Annotated in this window: 15 protein-coding genes; 6 read left to right on the forward strand and 9 right to left on the reverse strand. The window is 67.4% G+C overall.

Annotated elements, in window-relative coordinates:
* Nucleotides 1-11: 11 nt before the first annotated feature.
* The gene (locus A5645_RS06345; RefSeq protein ID WP_065128929.1) at nt 12-1,430 is read right to left on the reverse strand and encodes an NADP-dependent succinic semialdehyde dehydrogenase; all 1,419 of its coding nucleotides are present in this window, start codon (nt 1,428-1,430) and stop codon (nt 12-14) included.
* A gap of 138 nt (nt 1,431-1,568) precedes the next feature.
* On the opposite strand from A5645_RS06345, the gene A5645_RS06350 reads away from it, so the two are divergent.
* Nucleotides 1,569-3,212 carry an acetolactate synthase large subunit gene (locus tag A5645_RS06350; protein ID WP_065128930.1) on the forward strand — a complete coding sequence of 548 codons (1,644 nt, stop codon included), beginning with the start codon at nt 1,569-1,571 and terminating at the stop codon, nt 3,210-3,212.
* Here the strand turns inward: A5645_RS06350 and A5645_RS06355 are convergent, their stop codons facing one another.
* The 3 genes from A5645_RS06355 to A5645_RS06365 are packed head-to-tail and all read right to left on the reverse strand — an operon-like array spanning nt 3,213 to nt 4,829.
* Nucleotides 3,213-3,620, reverse strand: a complete 408-nt coding sequence (locus tag A5645_RS06355; protein WP_065128931.1) for a TOBE domain-containing protein — start codon at nt 3,618-3,620, stop codon at nt 3,213-3,215. It abuts the gene before it with no gap.
* A gap of 19 nt (nt 3,621-3,639) precedes the next feature.
* A complete protein-coding gene (locus A5645_RS06360) occupies nt 3,640-4,419 on the reverse strand; it encodes a hypothetical protein (protein ID WP_065128932.1) in 780 nt (259 codons plus the stop codon).
* Nucleotides 4,416-4,829: a hypothetical protein gene (locus A5645_RS06365; RefSeq protein WP_065128933.1), complete on the reverse strand. Its 414-nt coding sequence runs from the start codon at nt 4,827-4,829 to the stop codon at nt 4,416-4,418. The genes A5645_RS06360 and A5645_RS06365 overlap by 4 nt, the downstream gene beginning before the upstream one ends.
* A 65-nt stretch (nt 4,830-4,894) precedes the next feature.
* On the opposite strand from A5645_RS06365, the gene A5645_RS06370 reads away from it, so the two are divergent.
* The 5 genes from A5645_RS06370 to A5645_RS06390 all read left to right on the forward strand — a co-directional run bounded on the left by A5645_RS06370 (nt 4,895) and on the right by A5645_RS06390 (nt 10,652).
* The gene (locus A5645_RS06370) at nt 4,895-5,419 is read left to right on the forward strand and encodes a hypothetical protein (protein WP_253866861.1); all 525 of its coding nucleotides are present in this window, start codon (nt 4,895-4,897) and stop codon (nt 5,417-5,419) included.
* Nucleotides 5,419-5,721, forward strand: coding sequence for a PE family protein (locus A5645_RS06375; RefSeq protein ID WP_065128934.1), 303 nt, complete (start codon nt 5,419-5,421; stop codon nt 5,719-5,721). The genes A5645_RS06370 and A5645_RS06375 overlap by 1 nt, the downstream gene beginning before the upstream one ends.
* Nucleotides 5,722-5,723: 2 nt before the next feature.
* A complete protein-coding gene (locus tag A5645_RS06380; protein ID WP_081288187.1) occupies nt 5,724-7,343 on the forward strand; it encodes a PPE family protein in 1,620 nt (539 codons plus the stop codon).
* Between the two features lie 62 nt (nt 7,344-7,405).
* Nucleotides 7,406-8,737 (forward strand): HNH endonuclease signature motif containing protein, encoded by a 1,332-nt coding sequence (locus tag A5645_RS06385; RefSeq protein ID WP_065128935.1) that lies wholly within the window; start codon nt 7,406-7,408, stop codon nt 8,735-8,737.
* A 106-nt stretch (nt 8,738-8,843) separates the two neighbouring features.
* Nucleotides 8,844-10,652: a PPE family protein gene (locus tag A5645_RS06390; RefSeq protein ID WP_065128936.1), complete on the forward strand. Its 1,809-nt coding sequence runs from the start codon at nt 8,844-8,846 to the stop codon at nt 10,650-10,652.
* On the opposite strand, the gene A5645_RS06395 is transcribed toward A5645_RS06390, so the two are convergent.
* From A5645_RS06395 to A5645_RS29400, 5 genes are all read right to left on the reverse strand, one after another.
* Entirely contained in the window at nt 10,615-12,048 is a 1,434-nt protein-coding gene (locus A5645_RS06395) for a lipase maturation factor family protein (protein WP_065128937.1), read from the reverse strand. The two genes, A5645_RS06390 and A5645_RS06395, sit on opposite strands and share 38 nt — an antisense overlap.
* A 51-nt stretch (nt 12,049-12,099) precedes the next feature.
* The gene (locus A5645_RS06400; protein WP_155767870.1) at nt 12,100-16,284 is read right to left on the reverse strand and encodes an alpha-(1->3)-arabinofuranosyltransferase; all 4,185 of its coding nucleotides are present in this window, start codon (nt 16,282-16,284) and stop codon (nt 12,100-12,102) included.
* Between the two features lie 52 nt (nt 16,285-16,336).
* On the reverse strand, nt 16,337-16,510 hold the full coding sequence (locus tag A5645_RS06405; protein ID WP_065036638.1) for a DUF2613 domain-containing protein: 174 nt from the start codon (nt 16,508-16,510) through the stop codon (nt 16,337-16,339).
* 158 nt (nt 16,511-16,668) lie between these two features.
* Nucleotides 16,669-16,869, reverse strand: coding sequence for a DUF2613 family protein (locus A5645_RS27575; RefSeq protein ID WP_155767871.1), 201 nt, complete (start codon nt 16,867-16,869; stop codon nt 16,669-16,671).
* Nucleotides 16,851-17,401 (reverse strand): glycoside hydrolase family 3 N-terminal domain-containing protein (locus A5645_RS29400; protein WP_436405472.1); only part of this gene is annotated, 551 nt, incomplete at its 5' end. The genes A5645_RS29400 and A5645_RS27575, both read right to left, overlap by 19 nt.

Consider the following 17,401-nt stretch of genomic DNA (forward strand, 5'->3'; position numbering starts at 1 on the left):
CTACCCGCTGATCACTCGACCGTCTTGCCGGCGCCCGCGTCTGGCGCCTCGGACTCACCAACCCAGACCGTCTTGGCGTTGACGAATTCCCGGATGCCGAGGCCGGCCAGCTCGCGGCCGTAGCCCGACCGCTTGATGCCGCCGAAGCCGAGTTCGGGGAAGGACACCGTCATGCCGTTGATGAACACCTGGCCGGCCTCGATGTCATCGATGAACCGCTCCTGCTCGGCCTCGTCGTTGGTCCACGCGTTGGACCCGAGCCCGAAGCTGGTGGCGTTCGCGATCTTGATGGCCTCGTCGATGTCGGCCGCGCGGTAGACGGAGGCGACGGGGCCGAACACCTCCTCCTTGTACAGCGCCATGTCCTCGGTGATGTCGGTGATCACCGTCGGCGGGTAGAACCAGCCCGGACCCTCCGGCTTCTCACCGCCGACGCGAATGTTCGCCCCCGCGGCTGCCGCGTCCTCGACCTGCTTGGCGATTTCGTCCCGGCCCGACTCGGTGGCCAGCGGACCCACGTCGGTGTCCGGGTCGGTCGGGTCGCCAACCTTGAGCGCCTGCATCTGCTCGGAGAACTTGTCCACGAACGCGTCGTAGATGTCGGCGTGGACGATGAACCGCTTAGCGGCGATGCAGGACTGGCCGTTGTTCTGAACACGCGCCTTGACCGCGGTCTTGACCGCCTCGTCGAGGTCCGCCGACGGCATCACGATGAACGGGTCGCTGCCGCCGAGTTCCAGGACGGTCGGCTTGATCTCGTCACCGCAGATGGCTGCGACGGATTGACCGGCCGGCTCGCTGCCGGTCAGCGTTGCCGCCGCGACCCTGGGGTCACGCAGGATCCGCTCGATCGCGCCGGACGGGATCAGCAGCGTCTGGAAGCAGCCGTCCGGAAATCCGCCGCGGCTGATCACGTCGGCCAGATATAGCGCGGACTGCGGCACGTTCGAGGCGTGCTTCAGGATTCCGACGTTGCCCGCCATCAGGGCCGGCGCGGCGAATCGCACCGCCTGCCAGAGCGGAAAGTTCCACGGCATGATGGCCAGCACCACGCCGAGCGGCTGGTACCGGACGTACGCCCGCTTCGCCCCGACCTTCGAGGCTTCCGCCGGTTCGTCGGCAAGCAGCTTCTCGGCGTTCTCGGCGTAGTAGCGAAAACCCTTCGCGCATTTCAGCGTTTCCGCCTTGGCCGACGCCAGCGTCTTGCCCATCTCGAGGGTCATCATCGCGGCGACGTCGTCGGCCTCCTTCTCCAACAGGTCAGCCGTCGCGTTCGCCCATTCGGCACGCTGAGCGAAGCTGGTGCTGTGCCGGTAGTCGAGGAAGCGTTCATAGGCGCGGGCGATCGCGGCGTCGACTTCCTCGTCCGTGGCGGGGGTGAAGGTTTTGACTGTCTCGCCGGTGGCCGGGTTGACGGTGGCTATTGGCACGCTGACATCCTTCGTCTTGGGGTACTTGAAAGGGGTCGATATATCTAGCCTGCCACTACTGTCGAATTGTCGGTTCCTCAGTGGTTCGATCCCCGAACCGCATCGTCACCGACAGGTGTGGCGAAAGGGAGGTGGCGGATGACCACAGCGTCCGAGCTGATCGTCAAGTGCCTGGAAAACGAGGGGGTTTCCGTCGTCTTCGGCATTCCGGGTGAGGAGAACATTCGCCTCATCCAGGCCTTGGCCTCGTCCGATATCCGTTACGTGCTGACCAGGCACGAGCAGGCCGCGGCGTTCATGGCCGAGATGTACGGGCGGGTCACCGGGCGCGCCGCGGTCGTGTCGGCGACCCTGGGGCCCGGCGCGATCAACATGCAACTAGGCGTCGCCGACGCGACCACCAACAGCACCCCGATGGTGGCGATCTCGGCCCAGGTGGGTCAGGACCGCGAGTACAAGGAATCCCACCAGTACGTCGACCTGGTGTCGATGTATGCCCCGATCACTCGGTGGGCCGCCGATGTGCCGACCGCGCACGCCATCCCCGAGATGGTCCGCAAGGCCTTCAAGCTCGCCGAGACCGAACGCCCCGCGGCGGTCTACCTGGCCATTCCGGAGCACATCGACCAGGACGACGCGGACTACGAACTCGCACCGTTGCCGCGCAGGGTCGTTCGCGCAGAGGCGCCGGCGCCCCGGCAGGTGGCGCGCGCGGTCGACGTCCTGCGCAACGCGAAACGCCCGGTGGCCCTGGCGGGACACGGGGCGGCGCGCAGCGATGCGACCGACGCGCTGGTCCGGTTCGCCAAGGAGACCGGGATCCCGGTGGCCAACACCTTCCACGGCAAGGGCGTCATGCCCGACGACGACCCGAACAGCATCGGGACGCTGGGGTTCATGCGCCACGACTACGTCAACTTCGGGTTCGACAACGCCGACGTGGTGATCGCGGTCGGCTACGAACTGCAGGAATTCGACCCGGTCCGGATCAACCCCAAGGGCGACAAGAAGATCATCCACATCCATCGGTTCCCGGCCGAGGTGGACGCGCACTACACGGTCGAGGTCGGGATCATCGGTGACATCAACGACTCGCTCAACGAGCTCGCCGACGCCCTCGACGGTCAGCGTTTCGATGACTCCGACGTGCCGGGGTCCGGGTTGTTGGAGGAGGAATTCGCACGTGGCCAACAGGATTCGAGCTTCCCACTGACACCGCAGCGGGTGGTCGCCGATACGCGTGCCGCCCTGGGGCGCGACGACGTCGTGCTCGTCGACACCGGCGCCACCAAGATGTGGATGGCGCGGTTGTACCCGACCTACGAGCGCAACACCTGCCTGATCTCAAACGGGTTGTCCACCATGGGTTTTGCGCTACCCGGTGCGCTCGGGGTGAAGTTGGCCCGGCCGGATGCCAAGGTGCTGGCCGTGGTGGGGGACGGGGCCTTCCTGATGAACTCCCAGGAGATCGAGACGGCGGTGCGCGAGAAGATTCCGCTGGTGGTACTGATCTGGGAGGATGGCGGTTACGGGCTGATCGAGTGGAAGATGGACCTCGAGCTCGGCGAGCACCACTACATCTCGTTCAACAACCCCGATGTGGTGAGCTACGCAAAAGCGTTCGGCGCCAAAGGGTACCGGATCGAGAGGGCCGAGGATCTGCTGCCGACGCTGCGGACCGCCCTGGACGACGACGGGGTGTCGCTGATCGCCTGCCCGGTCGACTACTCGGAGAACCTGCGGTTGACCGATCGGCTTGGGGAGTTGGACGAGACGCTGTAGTTACGAAGATCTATCGGGTACCTCCACAATCACGGTGGTGGCCTTGACGACGGCCACCGCGATGCTGCCGGGCTCCAGCTTCAGCTCCCGCGCGGCCTGAGTGCTCATCAGGGATACCACAGTGTGTGGCCCGCACTGCATTTCGACGTGGGCCATCACTTTGTCGCTGATCACCCTGGTGACCAGGCCGACGAAGCGGTTGCGCGCGGAGCTGGTGACGCCGAGTGGATTGATCGGCGGGGCCGGCGCGTTGTGCTGCCAGAATTCGGCCAGCACGTCGCCGGCGATCACCTTGCGGCCGGATTCGTCCTGACCGGCCGCCAGCGCGCCCTGCTGGACCCACCGCCGCACGGTGTCATCGCTGACGCCCAGCAACTCGGCGGCTTCCCGGATGCGTAGCTGCGGCACGGACGAATCCTACCGTCGCTCAGTGCTGCTTCACGATCGCTCGGGGCGCGGTGCGCCATGTCCGGCTGCCGTCCGGTAGCTCGCGCGGCGGATCCAGCAACAACACCACCCGGCCGTCGAGCAGCACCGGACGCACCCAGTCGCCCAGCTCGATGGGTTCGCGCGATTCGGGCCGGCGACCAGCGCTGTCCCGCACGTGGTCCAGGGGCACCAGTGCGGGTAGCTCGTCGAGGGTGGTTTCGTGCGGTAGTTCGAAGAGCCCGGGCAGGGAGATGAACATCCCGTCGTCACCGGAGAGGTGCAACCCCACCGCGGCCAATGCGCCCAGCACCCCGTCCTGGGTGCCACCATGTCCGGAGAGATGCACACCGAGCTTCCGTGCGAGTTCGCGGGCATCGTTGGTGCGCAGAACTTCTCGTTTGGCTCGCCGCCCGAATTCGACCAGTGCCGCGGTATCGCTCAACTGACTTGGGATGGCCACCACCAGTCCGGGATCAGCATCCGGGGGACAGACCCGTTCCAGGAATCGACCGGCCACATCGACCACGTGGTCCAGCACCGCCAGCGGATCCTGGGCGGGGCTTCGCCAGGCCAGGCACGCGCTGGAATTGTGCGACGTGTAGGGGATTCGATTGTCGACCAGTAGCTGGTGCCGGGTGGCGCCGGCCGCAGTGCCAAGTCCTGCGTCGGTCAGCTCGCGCAGCAGCGCCCGGGCGCGGCGACCCGTTCCCGGGCTGAGCAGGTTGTCGGTGTCGTCGATGCCGATGAGCAGGTCCACCCCGGCCAGCGCGCGGCTCATGAGTTGACGACCAACCGGACGACGTCGCGCACCCATCGATCGCGGGGAAGCGGAGTTCCGGTGAGCTTGACCGTGTTTCGTTTGGTGATGCTCAGGATGACCCGGTCGGTGAGTTCGGCGGCGACTAATGTCTGGGCCGGATCGCGGCCTTCCACCCGCACGCTTTCGATGTCCGTCACGCCCGCGGCATTCACGATCGAGCGCACGGTGGGTCCTTTCTGAACGTGCGCTCCCCCGGACTGGGGCGTCGGGACTTCGATCTGTGGTAGGTCGCGCAGCTGGTGCAGGCTGAAGCGTTGCAGCACCCGATCGTTCTGCTGGACGACGAGTTCGCCGGCGGCGTCCGTCGTGCCACATGCATTGATGGTGATCGCGAGTAGCAGTCCGGCTACAGTGGCGATAATCCGCATGCACAGAGATTACGCAGGAATGCACCCGCAGATGCGGATGAATTCGGAGTAAGCTACCGCACGTGATGACGTCGTCGACGGTCAATCCATCTCGGGCGAAGCCGGCCAGCACCACGTCCCGCGCGGCGCGCTTATCGCGGGAAATCCTTTTTCCCCTGCTCGCGGTCGTGGTTATTGCCGGCTACGCGGACATTCGCATTCCCATGGGGTTGCCCGGTCACCGCGGGTTGATCTGGCTGACCATGTTGGTAGCGGTTGTCCTGACGACCCGCCGGCGGTCGACGGTGCTAGCGGTTGGGGTCGCCGCGACGCTCGCCGCCGTTTCCCTGCATCCGCCGATGGGCGGTACGCGCTATTTGGCGGCCGCGGTGTTGCTGTATGCGGTGGCAGGTGTGGCGCCGCGCCGACAATGGTTGGTGGTGCTCGCGGCCGCACCGATTCACCTGGTCGCGTTGGCCGGATCGATGCTGGTGTTACCCGGTCTGGCGGAGAAGGTGTTGTGCCACCTGGGTTTTGGTCTCGCCGCGGGTGCGCTGGGCTGGGTGATGGCCTCCGTTGTGCGAGTGTCCACGCGTGATGAGGGGGACTGATGTACTTGCGAGTCGTTCCCGAGGGTTTGGCGACGACAAGTGCGGCGGTGGAAGCGATCGCGGCTCGGCTGGCGGCCGCGCACGAAGCGGCGGCCCCGATCGTGTCGGTGGTATTGCCTCCCGCCGCCGACCCGGTGTCCGTGCAGGCGGCGTTGCAGTTCAGCGAGGAGGCCAACCAACACGAGGCGGCGGCCGCGGTCGGTGTCGAGGTGCTGGCCCGAGCGGGCATCGGGGTCGGCGCGGCAGGCATTAGTTATGCGGTCGGTGACGCGGCGGCGGCAACGACATATATGGGTGCCTGACGATGCTGCCGTCGGTCTGGATGGCTGCTCCGCCGGAGGTGCATTCGGCCCTGCTCAGTTCCGGTCCGGGGCCGGGCCCGTTATTGGCCGCCGCACAGTCTTGGACCGGGCTGAGCGTCGAATACGAATCAGCGGCAACGGAATTGACTGCCGTCCTGGGCGGGGCGCAGCAGGCGTGGACAGGGCCGTCGGCGGCGACTTACACGGCGGCCCATGGGCCCTATCTGCAATGGCTGATGTTGGCCAGTACTATCAGCGCCCAGCGGGCAGCCCGGCAGGAGGCGGTGGCGGCCGCTTACACCGCGGCGTTGGCGGCCATGCCGACGCTGGGCGAATTGGCCGCCAACCATGCCGTTCACGCAGCACTGGTGGCCACGAATTTCTTTGGTGTCAACACCATTCCGATCGCCGTCAACGAGGCCGACTACGCGCGGATGTGGGTACAGGCCGCGACCACGATGAGCACGTATCAGGCGACCACGGAAACGGTGAACGCGGCCGCCGCCGCGGGTGGTGGAGGCGGCGGAGGTAACGGTGGCGGAGGCGGCGGAGGTAACGGTAGTGGGGGCGGCACCGGTAAAGGTGGCGGGGGCGGCGCTGGTAACGGCACTGGTGGCGGCACCGGTAAAGGTGGCGGCGGAGGCGGAGGTGGAGCCGGCAACGGTTTCCAGCTGCCGACGCCCGCCGAGATTTGGGAGATGATCTTCGGTCCGGACGGTGCGCAAATCCCCGGGCAGGGCCAACCCAACTGGACGCCACTGCAGTTCCTGCAGAACCTGCCCAACTTCTTCAGCGGCAATCAACAGGCGCTGGCGTACCTGGAAACCAACATCCCGCAGTACCTGACGAATCCAGCGAATTTCCCTGCCCTGGTTGCATATTTCTTTGCCTGGCAGACCTATCGAGCGGTCAACTGGACATTGCGGACGTTGCGATTTCTGGTCCAGTTGACTCCGCTTTTGGTGCCCGCTTTCCTCGATCTCGCGACAGTGAATCTGAGCGGGCTCGCCGGGTTGGCCGGTTTGGCTCAGATCGCGGCCCCGGTTGCGTCGCCCGCCTCGGTGCCGGCCGCTACCGCACAGCAGTTGCCGCCGCCGACGGCGCTGTTGGCAGCCCCAGCGCTGGCGCCCGCGCCGGCCCCCGCCCCGGCCGCGTCGCCCGTGCCCACTTCACCGGCGCCCGCGGCACCAGCGACGGCATCACCGGTTACGGTCGGCATCGATGGGCCGAGTTACTTGGTCGGTGGGCCCGGACCCGGTATCGGCTGGGGAATGAGCGCCCGAATCTCATTGCCCGACAGAGCCTCTGACACCGCAGCGGCGGCTACCCCGGCATCCTTCGGGCACCGAGACCAGGACCGGGCTGCTCGACAGCGGCGTTCAGCCATCGGCCGCGGTTACCGGTACGAGTTTTTGGATGCGGGCGATGAGCCGGTTGGGGACGCATCGATGCCGGTGGTCTGCGTACCGTCGCGACTCGGTTCTGGGCCAATGGGTTTCGCGGGGACCGTGGCCGACGCGGGGGTGCGTGCCGCCGGACTGGCCACGCTGGCAGTTGACGATTTCGGTGCCGGTCCGAGCGCGCCTTTGCTGCCCGATACCTGGCGTGACGGATCGCGATAAAAGTCGACGCGGCAGTCGATTTGCGCAAAAAACTTGTCAGTGGCTCCGCATAGCATGTGGTTATGGTTTCGGGTTCGCGTGAGGAGATCGTGGGGGTCTTCGATGCGCTCGATGCGGAGTTGGATCGGTTGTGTGGGTTGTCGTTTGAGGTGTTGACGAATTCGGAGCGGTTGCGGGCCTTGGAGCGTTTGGAGCGTGTGGGTCGGCGGCTGCGGGTGCCCCAGCATGTGCTGATCAACGAGCTCGGCGCCCAAGCCGGCACCGAAGAATTGGGTGGCACCCTGTCGTGCGCGTTGGCTGATCGGTTGCGGATCACCAAAGCCGAAGCCAGCCGCCGTATCGGCGAGGCCGAGGATCTCGGTGAACGGCGCGCATTGACCGGGCAACCCTTGGCGCCGACGTTGAGCGCTACCGCACGCGCCCAGCGACAAGGAGTGATCGGCGACGGACACATCAAAGTCATCCGCGACTTTTTCACCCACCTGCCCACCTACGTCGATGTGTTCACCCGTGAGGCCGCCGAGGCCGACCTAGCCGGCAAGGCGCGCGAGTACCGTCCCGAGCAGGTCGCCAAGTACGCCCGCCAACTCATGGACCTGCTGCACCCCGACGGCGACTACTCCGATGAGGACCGCGCCCGCAAACGCACGCTGATGCTGGGCAAGCAAGAGTTTGACGGCATGACGCGCCTGTCCGGGTTGATCACCCCCGAACTACGGGCGCTGATCGAAGCCATGCTCGCCAAACTCGCCGCCGCCGGTATGGCCAACCCCGCCGATGAGGCCAAGGCTGATATCCGCAGCACCGGGCAGCGCAACCACGACGCACTGGCCGCCGCGATACGGACGCTGTTCGCCTCCGAACAGCTGGGCCAGCACCGCGGGCTGCCCGTGACGGTGATCGTGACTACCACGCTCAAGGATCTCGAAGCCGGCACCGGCAAGGCCCGCACTAGCGGCGGCTCCCTAATCCCGATGTCTGACCTGATCCGCATGGCCGCCCAGGCCCATCGCTATCTGGCGGTCTTCGACGACGCCAAACCGCTGGCCCTCTACCACGCCAAGCGCTTCGCCAACCCCGCACAGCGGCTCATGCTGCACGCTCTCGAGGGTGGCTGCACCCGACCCGGCTGCGACCAACCGCCGGATCACACCGAGGTCCACCACGTCACCGGCTGGACCACCACCGGCCGCACCGACATCACCGACCTCACCCTCGCGTGCGGACCCGACAACAGACTGGCCGAAAAGGGTTGGACCACCCGCAAAAACACTCGCGGCCAAACCCAATGGCTCCCACCGGCGCACCTCGACCACGGCCAACCACGCACTAACACGTTCCATCATCCCGAGAAGCTGTTCGCGCCCGAGGACGACGACGGGGACGCAGCTTGATTTCGCCCGGCGCCGCAGATTAGCCATTCGGCGTCGGACGGGTATCGGCGCATGGCAGGATCGAGCGGTCCCGGCCAGGGATAGCCAATTGGCGAGGAGTTGTCCATTGAATTTCGCGGTGCTGCCGCCCGAGATCAACTCGCTGCGCATGTTTCTCGGCGCGGGCTCAGGCCCGATGCTGCAGGCCGCAACGGCATGGGCAGGCCTGTCCGACGAACTTGCCGTGGCCGCGAAAACGTTCGCGTCGGTGACCACCGGGTTGACCGGCCAAGCGTGGCAGGGTCCAGCCGCGAAAGCGATGACGGCTGCGGCCGCGCCGTACGTGGGGTTCCTGAATGCCGCTGCCGCACGAGCAGCCGACGCCGCTGGCCAGGCCAAAATCGCAGCTGGCGCCTTCGAAGCCGCCAAGGCGGCGACCATCCGTCCGCAAGCGGTCACGCTCAACCGCACCGCATTCGCACAGCTCATTAGGTCTAACTGGTTAGGGCTCAACGCCCCTGCGATCGCGGCGGCCGAAAGCGTCTACGAACAAATGTGGGCCGCCGACGTCTCGGCAATGGCCGCCTACCACGCCGGCGCGTCCGCGGCCGCGGCGCAGCTACGGCCCTGGGCGGCAGCCATCGAAGGCCTCCCGGTCAACCTTGGCTTGGGCAACCGAGGAAATCTCAACGTCGGCTTCGGCAACCGGGGCGACACCAATTGGGGCAGCGGCAATACCGGCAGTGCCAACTTCGGCAGCGGCAATACTGGAAACGGGAATGCCGGCAGCGGCAACACGGGCAATCAGAACTTCGGCTCAGGAAACACCGGCAGCGGCAATATGGGCTCGGGCAATCAAGGCAGCACCAACTTCGGTTTCGGCAACACCGGCCACTCCAACTTCGGTGGTGGCAACTTGGGCAGCGACAACTTCGGCAGCGGCAATATTGGTAGCGGCAATATCGGCAGCGGCAACTCCGGTGCCGGTGGCGTGCCGGGCAACAACAACGTCGGCTTCGGCAACACCGGGAACGGCAACGTCGGCTTCGGTAACACCGGAAACAACAATTTCGGCATCGGGCTTACAGGGGACAACCAAGTGGGCATCGGCCCGCTGAACTCGGGCAGCGGCAACATCGGTTTGTTCAATTCGGGCAGTGGCAATATCGGGTTCTTCAACTCGGGCAGCGGCAATGTCGGCGTCGCGAACTCCGGCGTCGGAAACTTCGGCTTCGCCAACTCCGGCGACATCAACACCGGCTTCGCCAACTCCAGCCCGCTGAACTTCGGCGCGTTCAACTCGGGCGCCGGCAGCAACATGGGCATGTTCAATTCCGGTGGAGGACACAATTTCGGCGACTTCAACTCCGGTGCCGGCTTCAATTTCGGAAGCGGAAACACCGGCGCCGGAGCCAACTTCGGCAGCTTCAACTCAGGTGCTCAATTAGGCGGCAACACCGGGCTTTTCAACTCGGGCAACGTCAACACCGGCTTCGGCAACGCCGGCGACACCAACACCGGTGCCTTCAACGCGGGCAACGTCAACACCGGCATCGGGATCGGGACGGACAGCGGCCAGCCCAACTCCGGCTTCGGCAACACCGGCGCCGGCAACTCCGGATTCAACAACACCAGCGCAGGCGGAAACAACTCTGGCGCCAACAACTCCGGTCCGGGCGGGCGCAATGCGGGCCTCTTCAACTACACCGGCAAGATCGGCAGTGTGGGACTGCTGAACACCGGCTTGCGCAGCGTGGGCATTCTCAACCAGGGCTTCGAGCTGACCGGTCTGCGCAACTACGGTGGCCCCCTGACCGGCGACGGCAGCACGGTCGGGATCCTCAACACCGGATTGTTCAGTTCCGGGATTGCGAATTCCGGTGACTTCGCCTCCGGCATCAATCTCGCGAATCTGTTTGCGAGCCTGCTCCCTTAGACAAAGACAGCGGCGGCAGGTAGCTGCCGATCAGGGTGCGGTGCCACCACGCGTGGTCACGCCGCAATTCGGCCGGAGTGGTGAAGCGGTATTCGTACAGCTGCGCCCGCACCTGCCGCGGCGGAGCATCGGGAAAAGGATTGTGCCGCAACAGCCGTAGCGTCGCCGCGTCGTTGCGCAGCAGCCGGTGCAGGAACGGTGTCATCCAGCCCAGCGCGTAACCGGGCGAGATCGCGGCGAACCACATCAGCCAATCGAGCCGCAGGTGGTAGGGCGCCCACTGCCGCGGCATGCGACGCACGCCGGTGGGCTTGCCCTTGAATTCGTACTCCTTCCATTCCGCAGGCTCGACCTCGGCGGTGCCCTCGATCACCACCTCCCAGCGGGTGCGCGAGATGCTGCCGAAGGCGCCGTAGGTGTTGCACAGATGAAATGAGTTGAACGACGCGTTCATTCGCTGGTGCGGCGACAACATGTTGCGCGCCGGCCAGAAACTCAGCACCACCATCACGGCCGCGAATGCGATCACCAGACCGACAAACCACAGCGGCGGTGATCCTGGGTGGGGCGTATCGAGGCCCAGCCACGACTGGTCAACGGCGCTGAACGCCAACAGAATTGTCAGCCAGTTGAGCCAGGCGAAATTACCCGACAGCACCAACCACAGTTGCGTGACGATGATGATGCCGGCGGCAATCCCAGCCGCCGGTTGCGGAGCGAACAGTCCGAACGGCACCACCAACTGCGCGAAATGGTTGCCCGCCACCTCAATCCGGTGCAGCGGTGTGGGCAGATGATGGAAGAACCAGCTCAGCGGGCCCGGCATCGGCTGGGTCTCGTGGTGGTAGTTCAGACAGGTCAGGTCCCGCCAGCAGCGGTCGCCGCGCATCTTGATCAGCCCGGCGCCGAACTCGACCCGGAAAAGCAGCCAGCGCACCAGCCACAACGTCAGCACTGGCGGCGCCACCCGCGCGTTGCCGAGAAACACCATCAGGAACCCCGTCTCCAAAAGCAGGGATTCCCAGCCGAACCCGTACCACGTCTGACCCACATTGACGATCGACAGGTAAAGGACCCACAACGACAGCCATATCAGCATGGCAACCCACAGCGGCACCAGATCTGCTGCTCCGGCCACCACCGCGGCCGACAGCGCCGCTCCGGACCAGCTGACGACAGCGAACATCCGGTCCGAATAGTGAAGGTGAAAGATGCTCGGCGACCGCCAAAATGACCGCTTCGCCAGGAAACCCGGCACCGGCAGCATGCCGCGTTCTCCGATCAGCGGCCGGAATTGCTGTGCGGCCCCGACGAACGCAATCAGATAGATGAGCGCCACGCCACGCTCGAGCACGATTCTGCCGAGCCAGTATTCGGGTGCCGAAAACCATGCCATGGCGGTCAACTCCTCAGTAGCCAGTCAACCAGCCCGAGACAAAACAGCCAACTACCGTTCCCCGTCGGAGCGCGCCGCCTGGAACGCAACCACCGAGGCGCCCACCGCGGCAACTGAAATCAGCGCAAACAGTTGCACACTCGCCGAATGCCCGGCATACCCGTCCACCGAGCGCCACGGATGCCGCGACAGCAGTGCACCGGCCAGGATCAGGCCGCCGGCACCCAGACCGACGGTCATCTGGTCCAGCAACCGCGCACGGTCCCGCAGCCCGTACCGCAACCCAATTGCGGCCCCGACCACCACCAGACCGGGTGCGCCCGCGATTAGCGCTCCGGCGCCCAGCAGCGGCACCGCCACCCACGGCCCGGCCGTCCAGGCGACGGCGGCCGGATCGTCGTCGGCCGCCCGGCGCCGCCGCCAGAACGCGAGGACCGCCAGCAGCGGCAGCAGACAGAGCCCGACGGCTAGACCGGCCCGGTACACCGAGTTGGACGCAAACGTGAGCGTGATGGTGCCGGGGTCCCCGGCCGGCACCACGAACCCCTGCTGCCAGCCGTTCACCGCTACCGGCGTCAACCGGGTGCCGTCGCGGGTCCGTGCCACCCAACCGGGGTTGATGCTCTCTGGTATCACCAGCAGCCGCGGGGTCGGCGACGAGGACGCGCGGACTTCGCGGCGGTCCGGCCCCCAGATACCGGTACTCGCGGAAGTCATTCCCGCACTTGGTAATTCCGGCGTCGCGGAGAGTTGGGCGCCGTCCACGACGAACGTGGCGCCGGGGCTGATCAACAACTCCTGCTGCCCCGCCGGTAGCGCGATCGGCTCGGCTTCGCACGGCGTGGCCGCAATCGGTGAGCCGTCCAGCAGCGCGCCCGCCGTCGTCCGGATCGAGGTGTGTACGAACCGACCCGCCACCGCGATGACCGGACCACGGTCGCAGTCGACGGTGACCTCCCGACTGCGATTGCGCGCGGCGTCGGCCGCCGCGATCGGGTTGCCGTCGGCGCCCAGTGCCACGACCTCGGCCAGGCCGGGCGGCTTGAGCTGGTCGAAGCCCAGCGCGTTGCGGTCGATGATGTCCTGCCAGTCGAGCAGGCTGACCGTGACGGTGTCGGTCACACGCGGATGCAGGGGCAGCGTCTGCGCCTCTGCATCCGGCCGCACCGCCTGCACCTGCGGGCCGTCACCCAAATCCACCGCCACCATCGTCGGATGCGCGGGCAGCGACGAACGGCTGGGCGACAGCCGCAACCCGGCCACCTCGGTCGCCCGCGGCAGGTTCAGCGTGATCGTCGGCGGATCCTTGTGCTGCACCACCCGCTGCGGCGCCGTCCACGCGGTGGCTGGGTCACCGTCGGTGGCCGCGAAAGCCGAGCCGAGCACCTCGACCAGGTCCGCATCGCCGCGTGCCCGGGTGGTGCCCGGTTCGGCGATCAGGTCGGCCAGCTTGGGACCTTGCCGCGGGCGCACCCATACCGCGGGGATGACCGACACCGGCGTCGGCACGGTCAGGGTGCGGCTGAGATTGACCGGCTCCTCCGGGGTGAGCGCCATCGAAGCCGCGCAGCGCACGTTGTTGGGCCCCTGCGCGCAGCCCGGCCGGCCCAAGAGCTCAGCCCCTAAGTCCCAGCGCGCGATCGCGGTGCCCGGCGGCGGGCCCGGCACCGACACGGTGTGCCGCAGCTGCACGGGATGGGCGAAGCCGGACGCGTCGTACTGGGTGACGGACAGGTCGGTGATGCCGAATTGCACACCGGCCGAACCGTCGTCGGTGCCGGCCGCGGTGATCCGCACCCACGGGGATTCGCCGTACGGCAGGGCGGCGCTGAGGGGTTTGCCGTCCTCGTCGAACCGCAGCGTGGTGCTGCCGTTGACGGTCTCGATCAGGATGCGCCTGATCTGGGCGCCGACAGCGGTCGCGCTGGGGGTCAGGGTCAGCACGGCGTTGGTCACCGGATGGTCGAAGTCCACTTGGAGCCACTGTCCGACGGCGGCCTGCAGCGCGTTGGACACCCACGCAGTGGCCGGGTCACCGTCGATCGCGGCGGCGGGCGACGTGGCCGGAGCGACATCGGGCAGCGCGGTCGAGTCCGACGACGAACTCGAGACCGTGACGCGGCCGCCGGTCCAGCCGCCGTACACCAGGTCGGCGCCGGGGACGGGGTAGTCGGCCACCCGGTTGTAGGTGTGCCGGGCGTCGCCGGGCGCGCGGATCGCCGACGAGTGGTTGTCGACGCGCCCGTAGTCGGTTTCCCGGGCCAGCGGGGTGTCGGTGACGGTCACCAGCGGGGCCGGAAGTCCGGCGGCCAGCGCGTCCTGGGTCATCAGCGCCGGCCCCAGCGCCGGTTGGTTCAGCAAGCGTCGGCGTTCGTCGAGGCGCAGCAGCACCTCGGGGCCGCCGTCGACCCGCGGCAGGCCGTCGGCGTCGACGAAGTACGGCGTTCCCGGGTTGGCGGTCTGGCCGACGCGATAGATCTCCACCGCCGGATACCGCGGGCGCAGGCCACTGTCGTTGACGAAGCCCTCCAGTGAACCCGGACCCACCGGCTCGCCGAACTCGGCGACCTTGGCCAGTCCGGGTGAGCCGGCGACGGTTCGGTGCACCAGGATCGGCCGCGCCGAACGCGACGACTCGGGGTCCAGGTCGTTGCGCACCACCAGATACGAAATACCTTGTCGGGCAAGGGCATCGGCGAGACCGGCGGACGGGCGGCCGGCCGCGAACAGCCGTTGAACCGAGTCCAGCGCACGGATGGTCTGCGGCGGCGTCAGCGGGATGGAGTCGCGCACACCCCACGGGCTGCTGCCCAGCACCTGTAGCGGTTCGTCGTGGGTGGTGCCCCACACCTGGGTCGCGAACGGCGCGCCCGGCACCACCAGCACCCGCCCGTGCTGGTGCGCGCTGAGCCAATCGGCGGCCTCGTGCCAGTAGTCCGGAATTGCGCGGAACGTGCCGGGTGGGGTCAGCCGCGCGGTCCACGCCAACGACGTGCTCACCAGCAGCGCGGTGAGCGCGACGATCCCCACCGCGATCCGCCGGTCCCGCTCGGGATGGCTAAAGGCTTTCAGCCACAACGTCTTCGGCGCACTTCCCGGTAGCGGGATTTGGCCCAGCACATGCGCGAAGCCGAGCACCAGCGGAATCCGGATCACCGGTCCCAGCTTGTGCACGTTGCGCAGCGGGGTGCCGCCCGCGTCCAGGAACGCCTGCACCTGGTGGGCCACCGGTGAACCCAGCCCGCCGCTGTAGCCCACGGCCAGCAGCGTCACCCCGACCAGCAGCATGGTTATCAGCCGGCCCCGCGCCGGCGTCGGGGCACTGGCCAGCCCGGCCAGACCCGTCGCGGCCACCAGGCAGGTGCCCAGGATTGCGACCGTCCCGGTGACCAGCGGCGCACCGGCGGTCGCGTTGGGCGCGACGAACGGCGTCCAACTGTCGGTGCCGCGCAGCATCTCCACCAGCGAAGACCACTGTGTCGTCACCCCGGAGGATTCGATGAAGTCCAGGAACGGCGGACTGACATCGCGCAACTGGCTCAGCGCCACCACCCACCACAGCATCGCCACCACCACGGCCACCAGCAGCCAGCCGGCGTATCGCAGCCACCGTCGATTGGGTCGGTGACAGACCAGCCAGATGGCGGCGGGCAGGCAACCGGCCAGCGTCGCGATGGCGTTGACCGCGCCCATCAGCGCCACCGCCAGCCCGGCCTGGCCGGCCAGCACCCGCACCGACCGGTCGGACGTGCCGCGCAATGCGAGGATCGTCGGCAGCAACACCCAGGGCGCCAGCATCATCGGCAGCGTTTCCGACGAGATTGATCCGAGCGTGGTCAGCACCCGGGGCGACAACGCGAATGCCACTGCTCCGAGCATCCGGGACGTCGGGCTGCCGATGCCCAATGCCTCGGCGACCCGGAGCAACCCCCAGAAACCGACCGTGAGCAGCACCGCCCACCACAGCCGCTGGGTGATCCACCCGGGCACCCCGAGCAGGTGCCCGGCCAGGAAGAACGTGCCGTGCGGGAACAGGTAGCCGTAGGCCTGATTCTGTGACTGGCCGAACGGCAGCTCGCTGTTCCACAGGTTGGTAGCCCGGGCCAGGAAACGCAGCGGGTTCGCGGTCAGGTCGAGCTTGGTGTCCGGCGAGACCTGCCCGGGCGCCTGGGCGAACGCCAGGACCAGCGAGACCGCGCCGACCAGCATCAACCAACGGCGCGAGAGCGGTGTCACCAACGAATGCACGGCGGGTCTTGCGGGTCCGGCGGTCCGGACCGGCGTCTGGCTAGCTACGGTTGCCGTACTCGACCCGGTTGAGCACCGATGACCCTGGATCGCCACCGGGCAGCGCCGGCTTGGTGTCCTGTTGAACCATCAGGGTGATCCCGAAGATCGCGGCCGCGCCGAGCAACAGGCCGACGACGACACTCGCGGCGGCGGGCGCGACGATCCGGTTCATAGTCAGCCAACCTAGCAGAACGGCGGCACCCGGCTTGCGTAGGTGATTGGTCGGGCGAGGGTGAGCCAACCTAGCAGAACGACGGCACCCGGCTTGCGTAGGTGATTGGTCGGGCGAGGGTGAGCCAACCTAGCAGAACGACGGCACCCGGCTTGCCGTCACGGCGTCAGCGACCTCGGCTCGGGACCGAGCCGGTCGCCGTACTGCACCACGGTGGAGACCACCACCGGCGCCGGCGCATTCCGCACCGCCGGCGGGGCGCCCTGCGCCAGCAGCGTTGCGCCGACGGTCGCCACGGCGCCCAACGACAGGCCGGCAACAATGCTGGCCGCGACGGCCGTCAGCGTAAACCGGGGCATGGCAGGGGACATGGCAAGGGATTTGCCCCCCGAACCCCGCGCTGAAACGCCCCGTGACAGCATGTCCGGATGGCTTTAGCGCGCACACTGGCCGTCCTTGCCGCTGCATCGGCGCTGGTGGCGGGCTGCCACGGCGGCACCAAACCGGGCCCGTCGCCGACCACCACCCCCGGTTCGTCGGCACCCATCTCCTTGGCGGTGGGCCCCCGGCCGCCCAGCAGGGTGCGCAGGCGAGACACCCGGCCGCCCTCCTCGTCGACGCCCACCGCGAGCGGCAGCGGCGTGGCCGCGTGCGCGATGTCGCTCAGCGGACCGGGCAGCATGGTCAGGTCGGTGTCGCTGTCGATGATGATGCCGCCGACGTGAAAGTCGGTGACGACGGCTCTGGCGTCGTCAGCGTTCTTCACCCCGACCATCAGCAGCTGGGCGAGCTTGTCGCGCAGGTTCGGGATCGCCGCCGGGACCGCGGGCGGATCGGCGCACACTGGCCGTCCTTGCCGCTGCATCGGCGCTGGTGGCGGGCTGCCACGGC

It is taken from the genome of Mycobacterium asiaticum (assembly GCF_001673635.1).
Lineage (GTDB): Bacteria > Actinomycetota > Actinomycetes > Mycobacteriales > Mycobacteriaceae > Mycobacterium > Mycobacterium asiaticum_C.

Coding starts and splice junctions, on each gene's coding strand:
- A5645_RS06405 (WP_065036638.1), bottom strand. CDS start 16,510: ATGAACCGGATCGTCGCGCCCGCCGCCGCGAGTGTCGTCGTCGGCCTG.
- A5645_RS06370 (WP_253866861.1), top strand. CDS start 4,895: ATGACGTCGTCGACGGTCAATCCATCTCGGGCGAAGCCGGCCAGCACC.
- A5645_RS06385 (WP_065128935.1), top strand. CDS start 7,406: ATGGTTTCGGGTTCGCGTGAGGAGATCGTGGGGGTCTTCGATGCGCTC.
- A5645_RS27575 (WP_155767871.1), bottom strand. CDS start 16,869: ATGCCCCGGTTTACGCTGACGGCCGTCGCGGCCAGCATTGTTGCCGGC.
- A5645_RS06395 (WP_065128937.1), bottom strand. CDS start 12,048: ATGGCATGGTTTTCGGCACCCGAATACTGGCTCGGCAGAATCGTGCTC.
- A5645_RS06380 (WP_081288187.1), top strand. CDS start 5,724: ATGCTGCCGTCGGTCTGGATGGCTGCTCCGCCGGAGGTGCATTCGGCC.
- A5645_RS06360 (WP_065128932.1), bottom strand. CDS start 4,419: ATGAGCCGCGCGCTGGCCGGGGTGGACCTGCTCATCGGCATCGACGAC.
- A5645_RS06350 (WP_065128930.1), top strand. CDS start 1,569: ATGACCACAGCGTCCGAGCTGATCGTCAAGTGCCTGGAAAACGAGGGG.
- A5645_RS06365 (WP_065128933.1), bottom strand. CDS start 4,829: ATGCGGATTATCGCCACTGTAGCCGGACTGCTACTCGCGATCACCATC.
- A5645_RS06375 (WP_065128934.1), top strand. CDS start 5,419: ATGTACTTGCGAGTCGTTCCCGAGGGTTTGGCGACGACAAGTGCGGCG.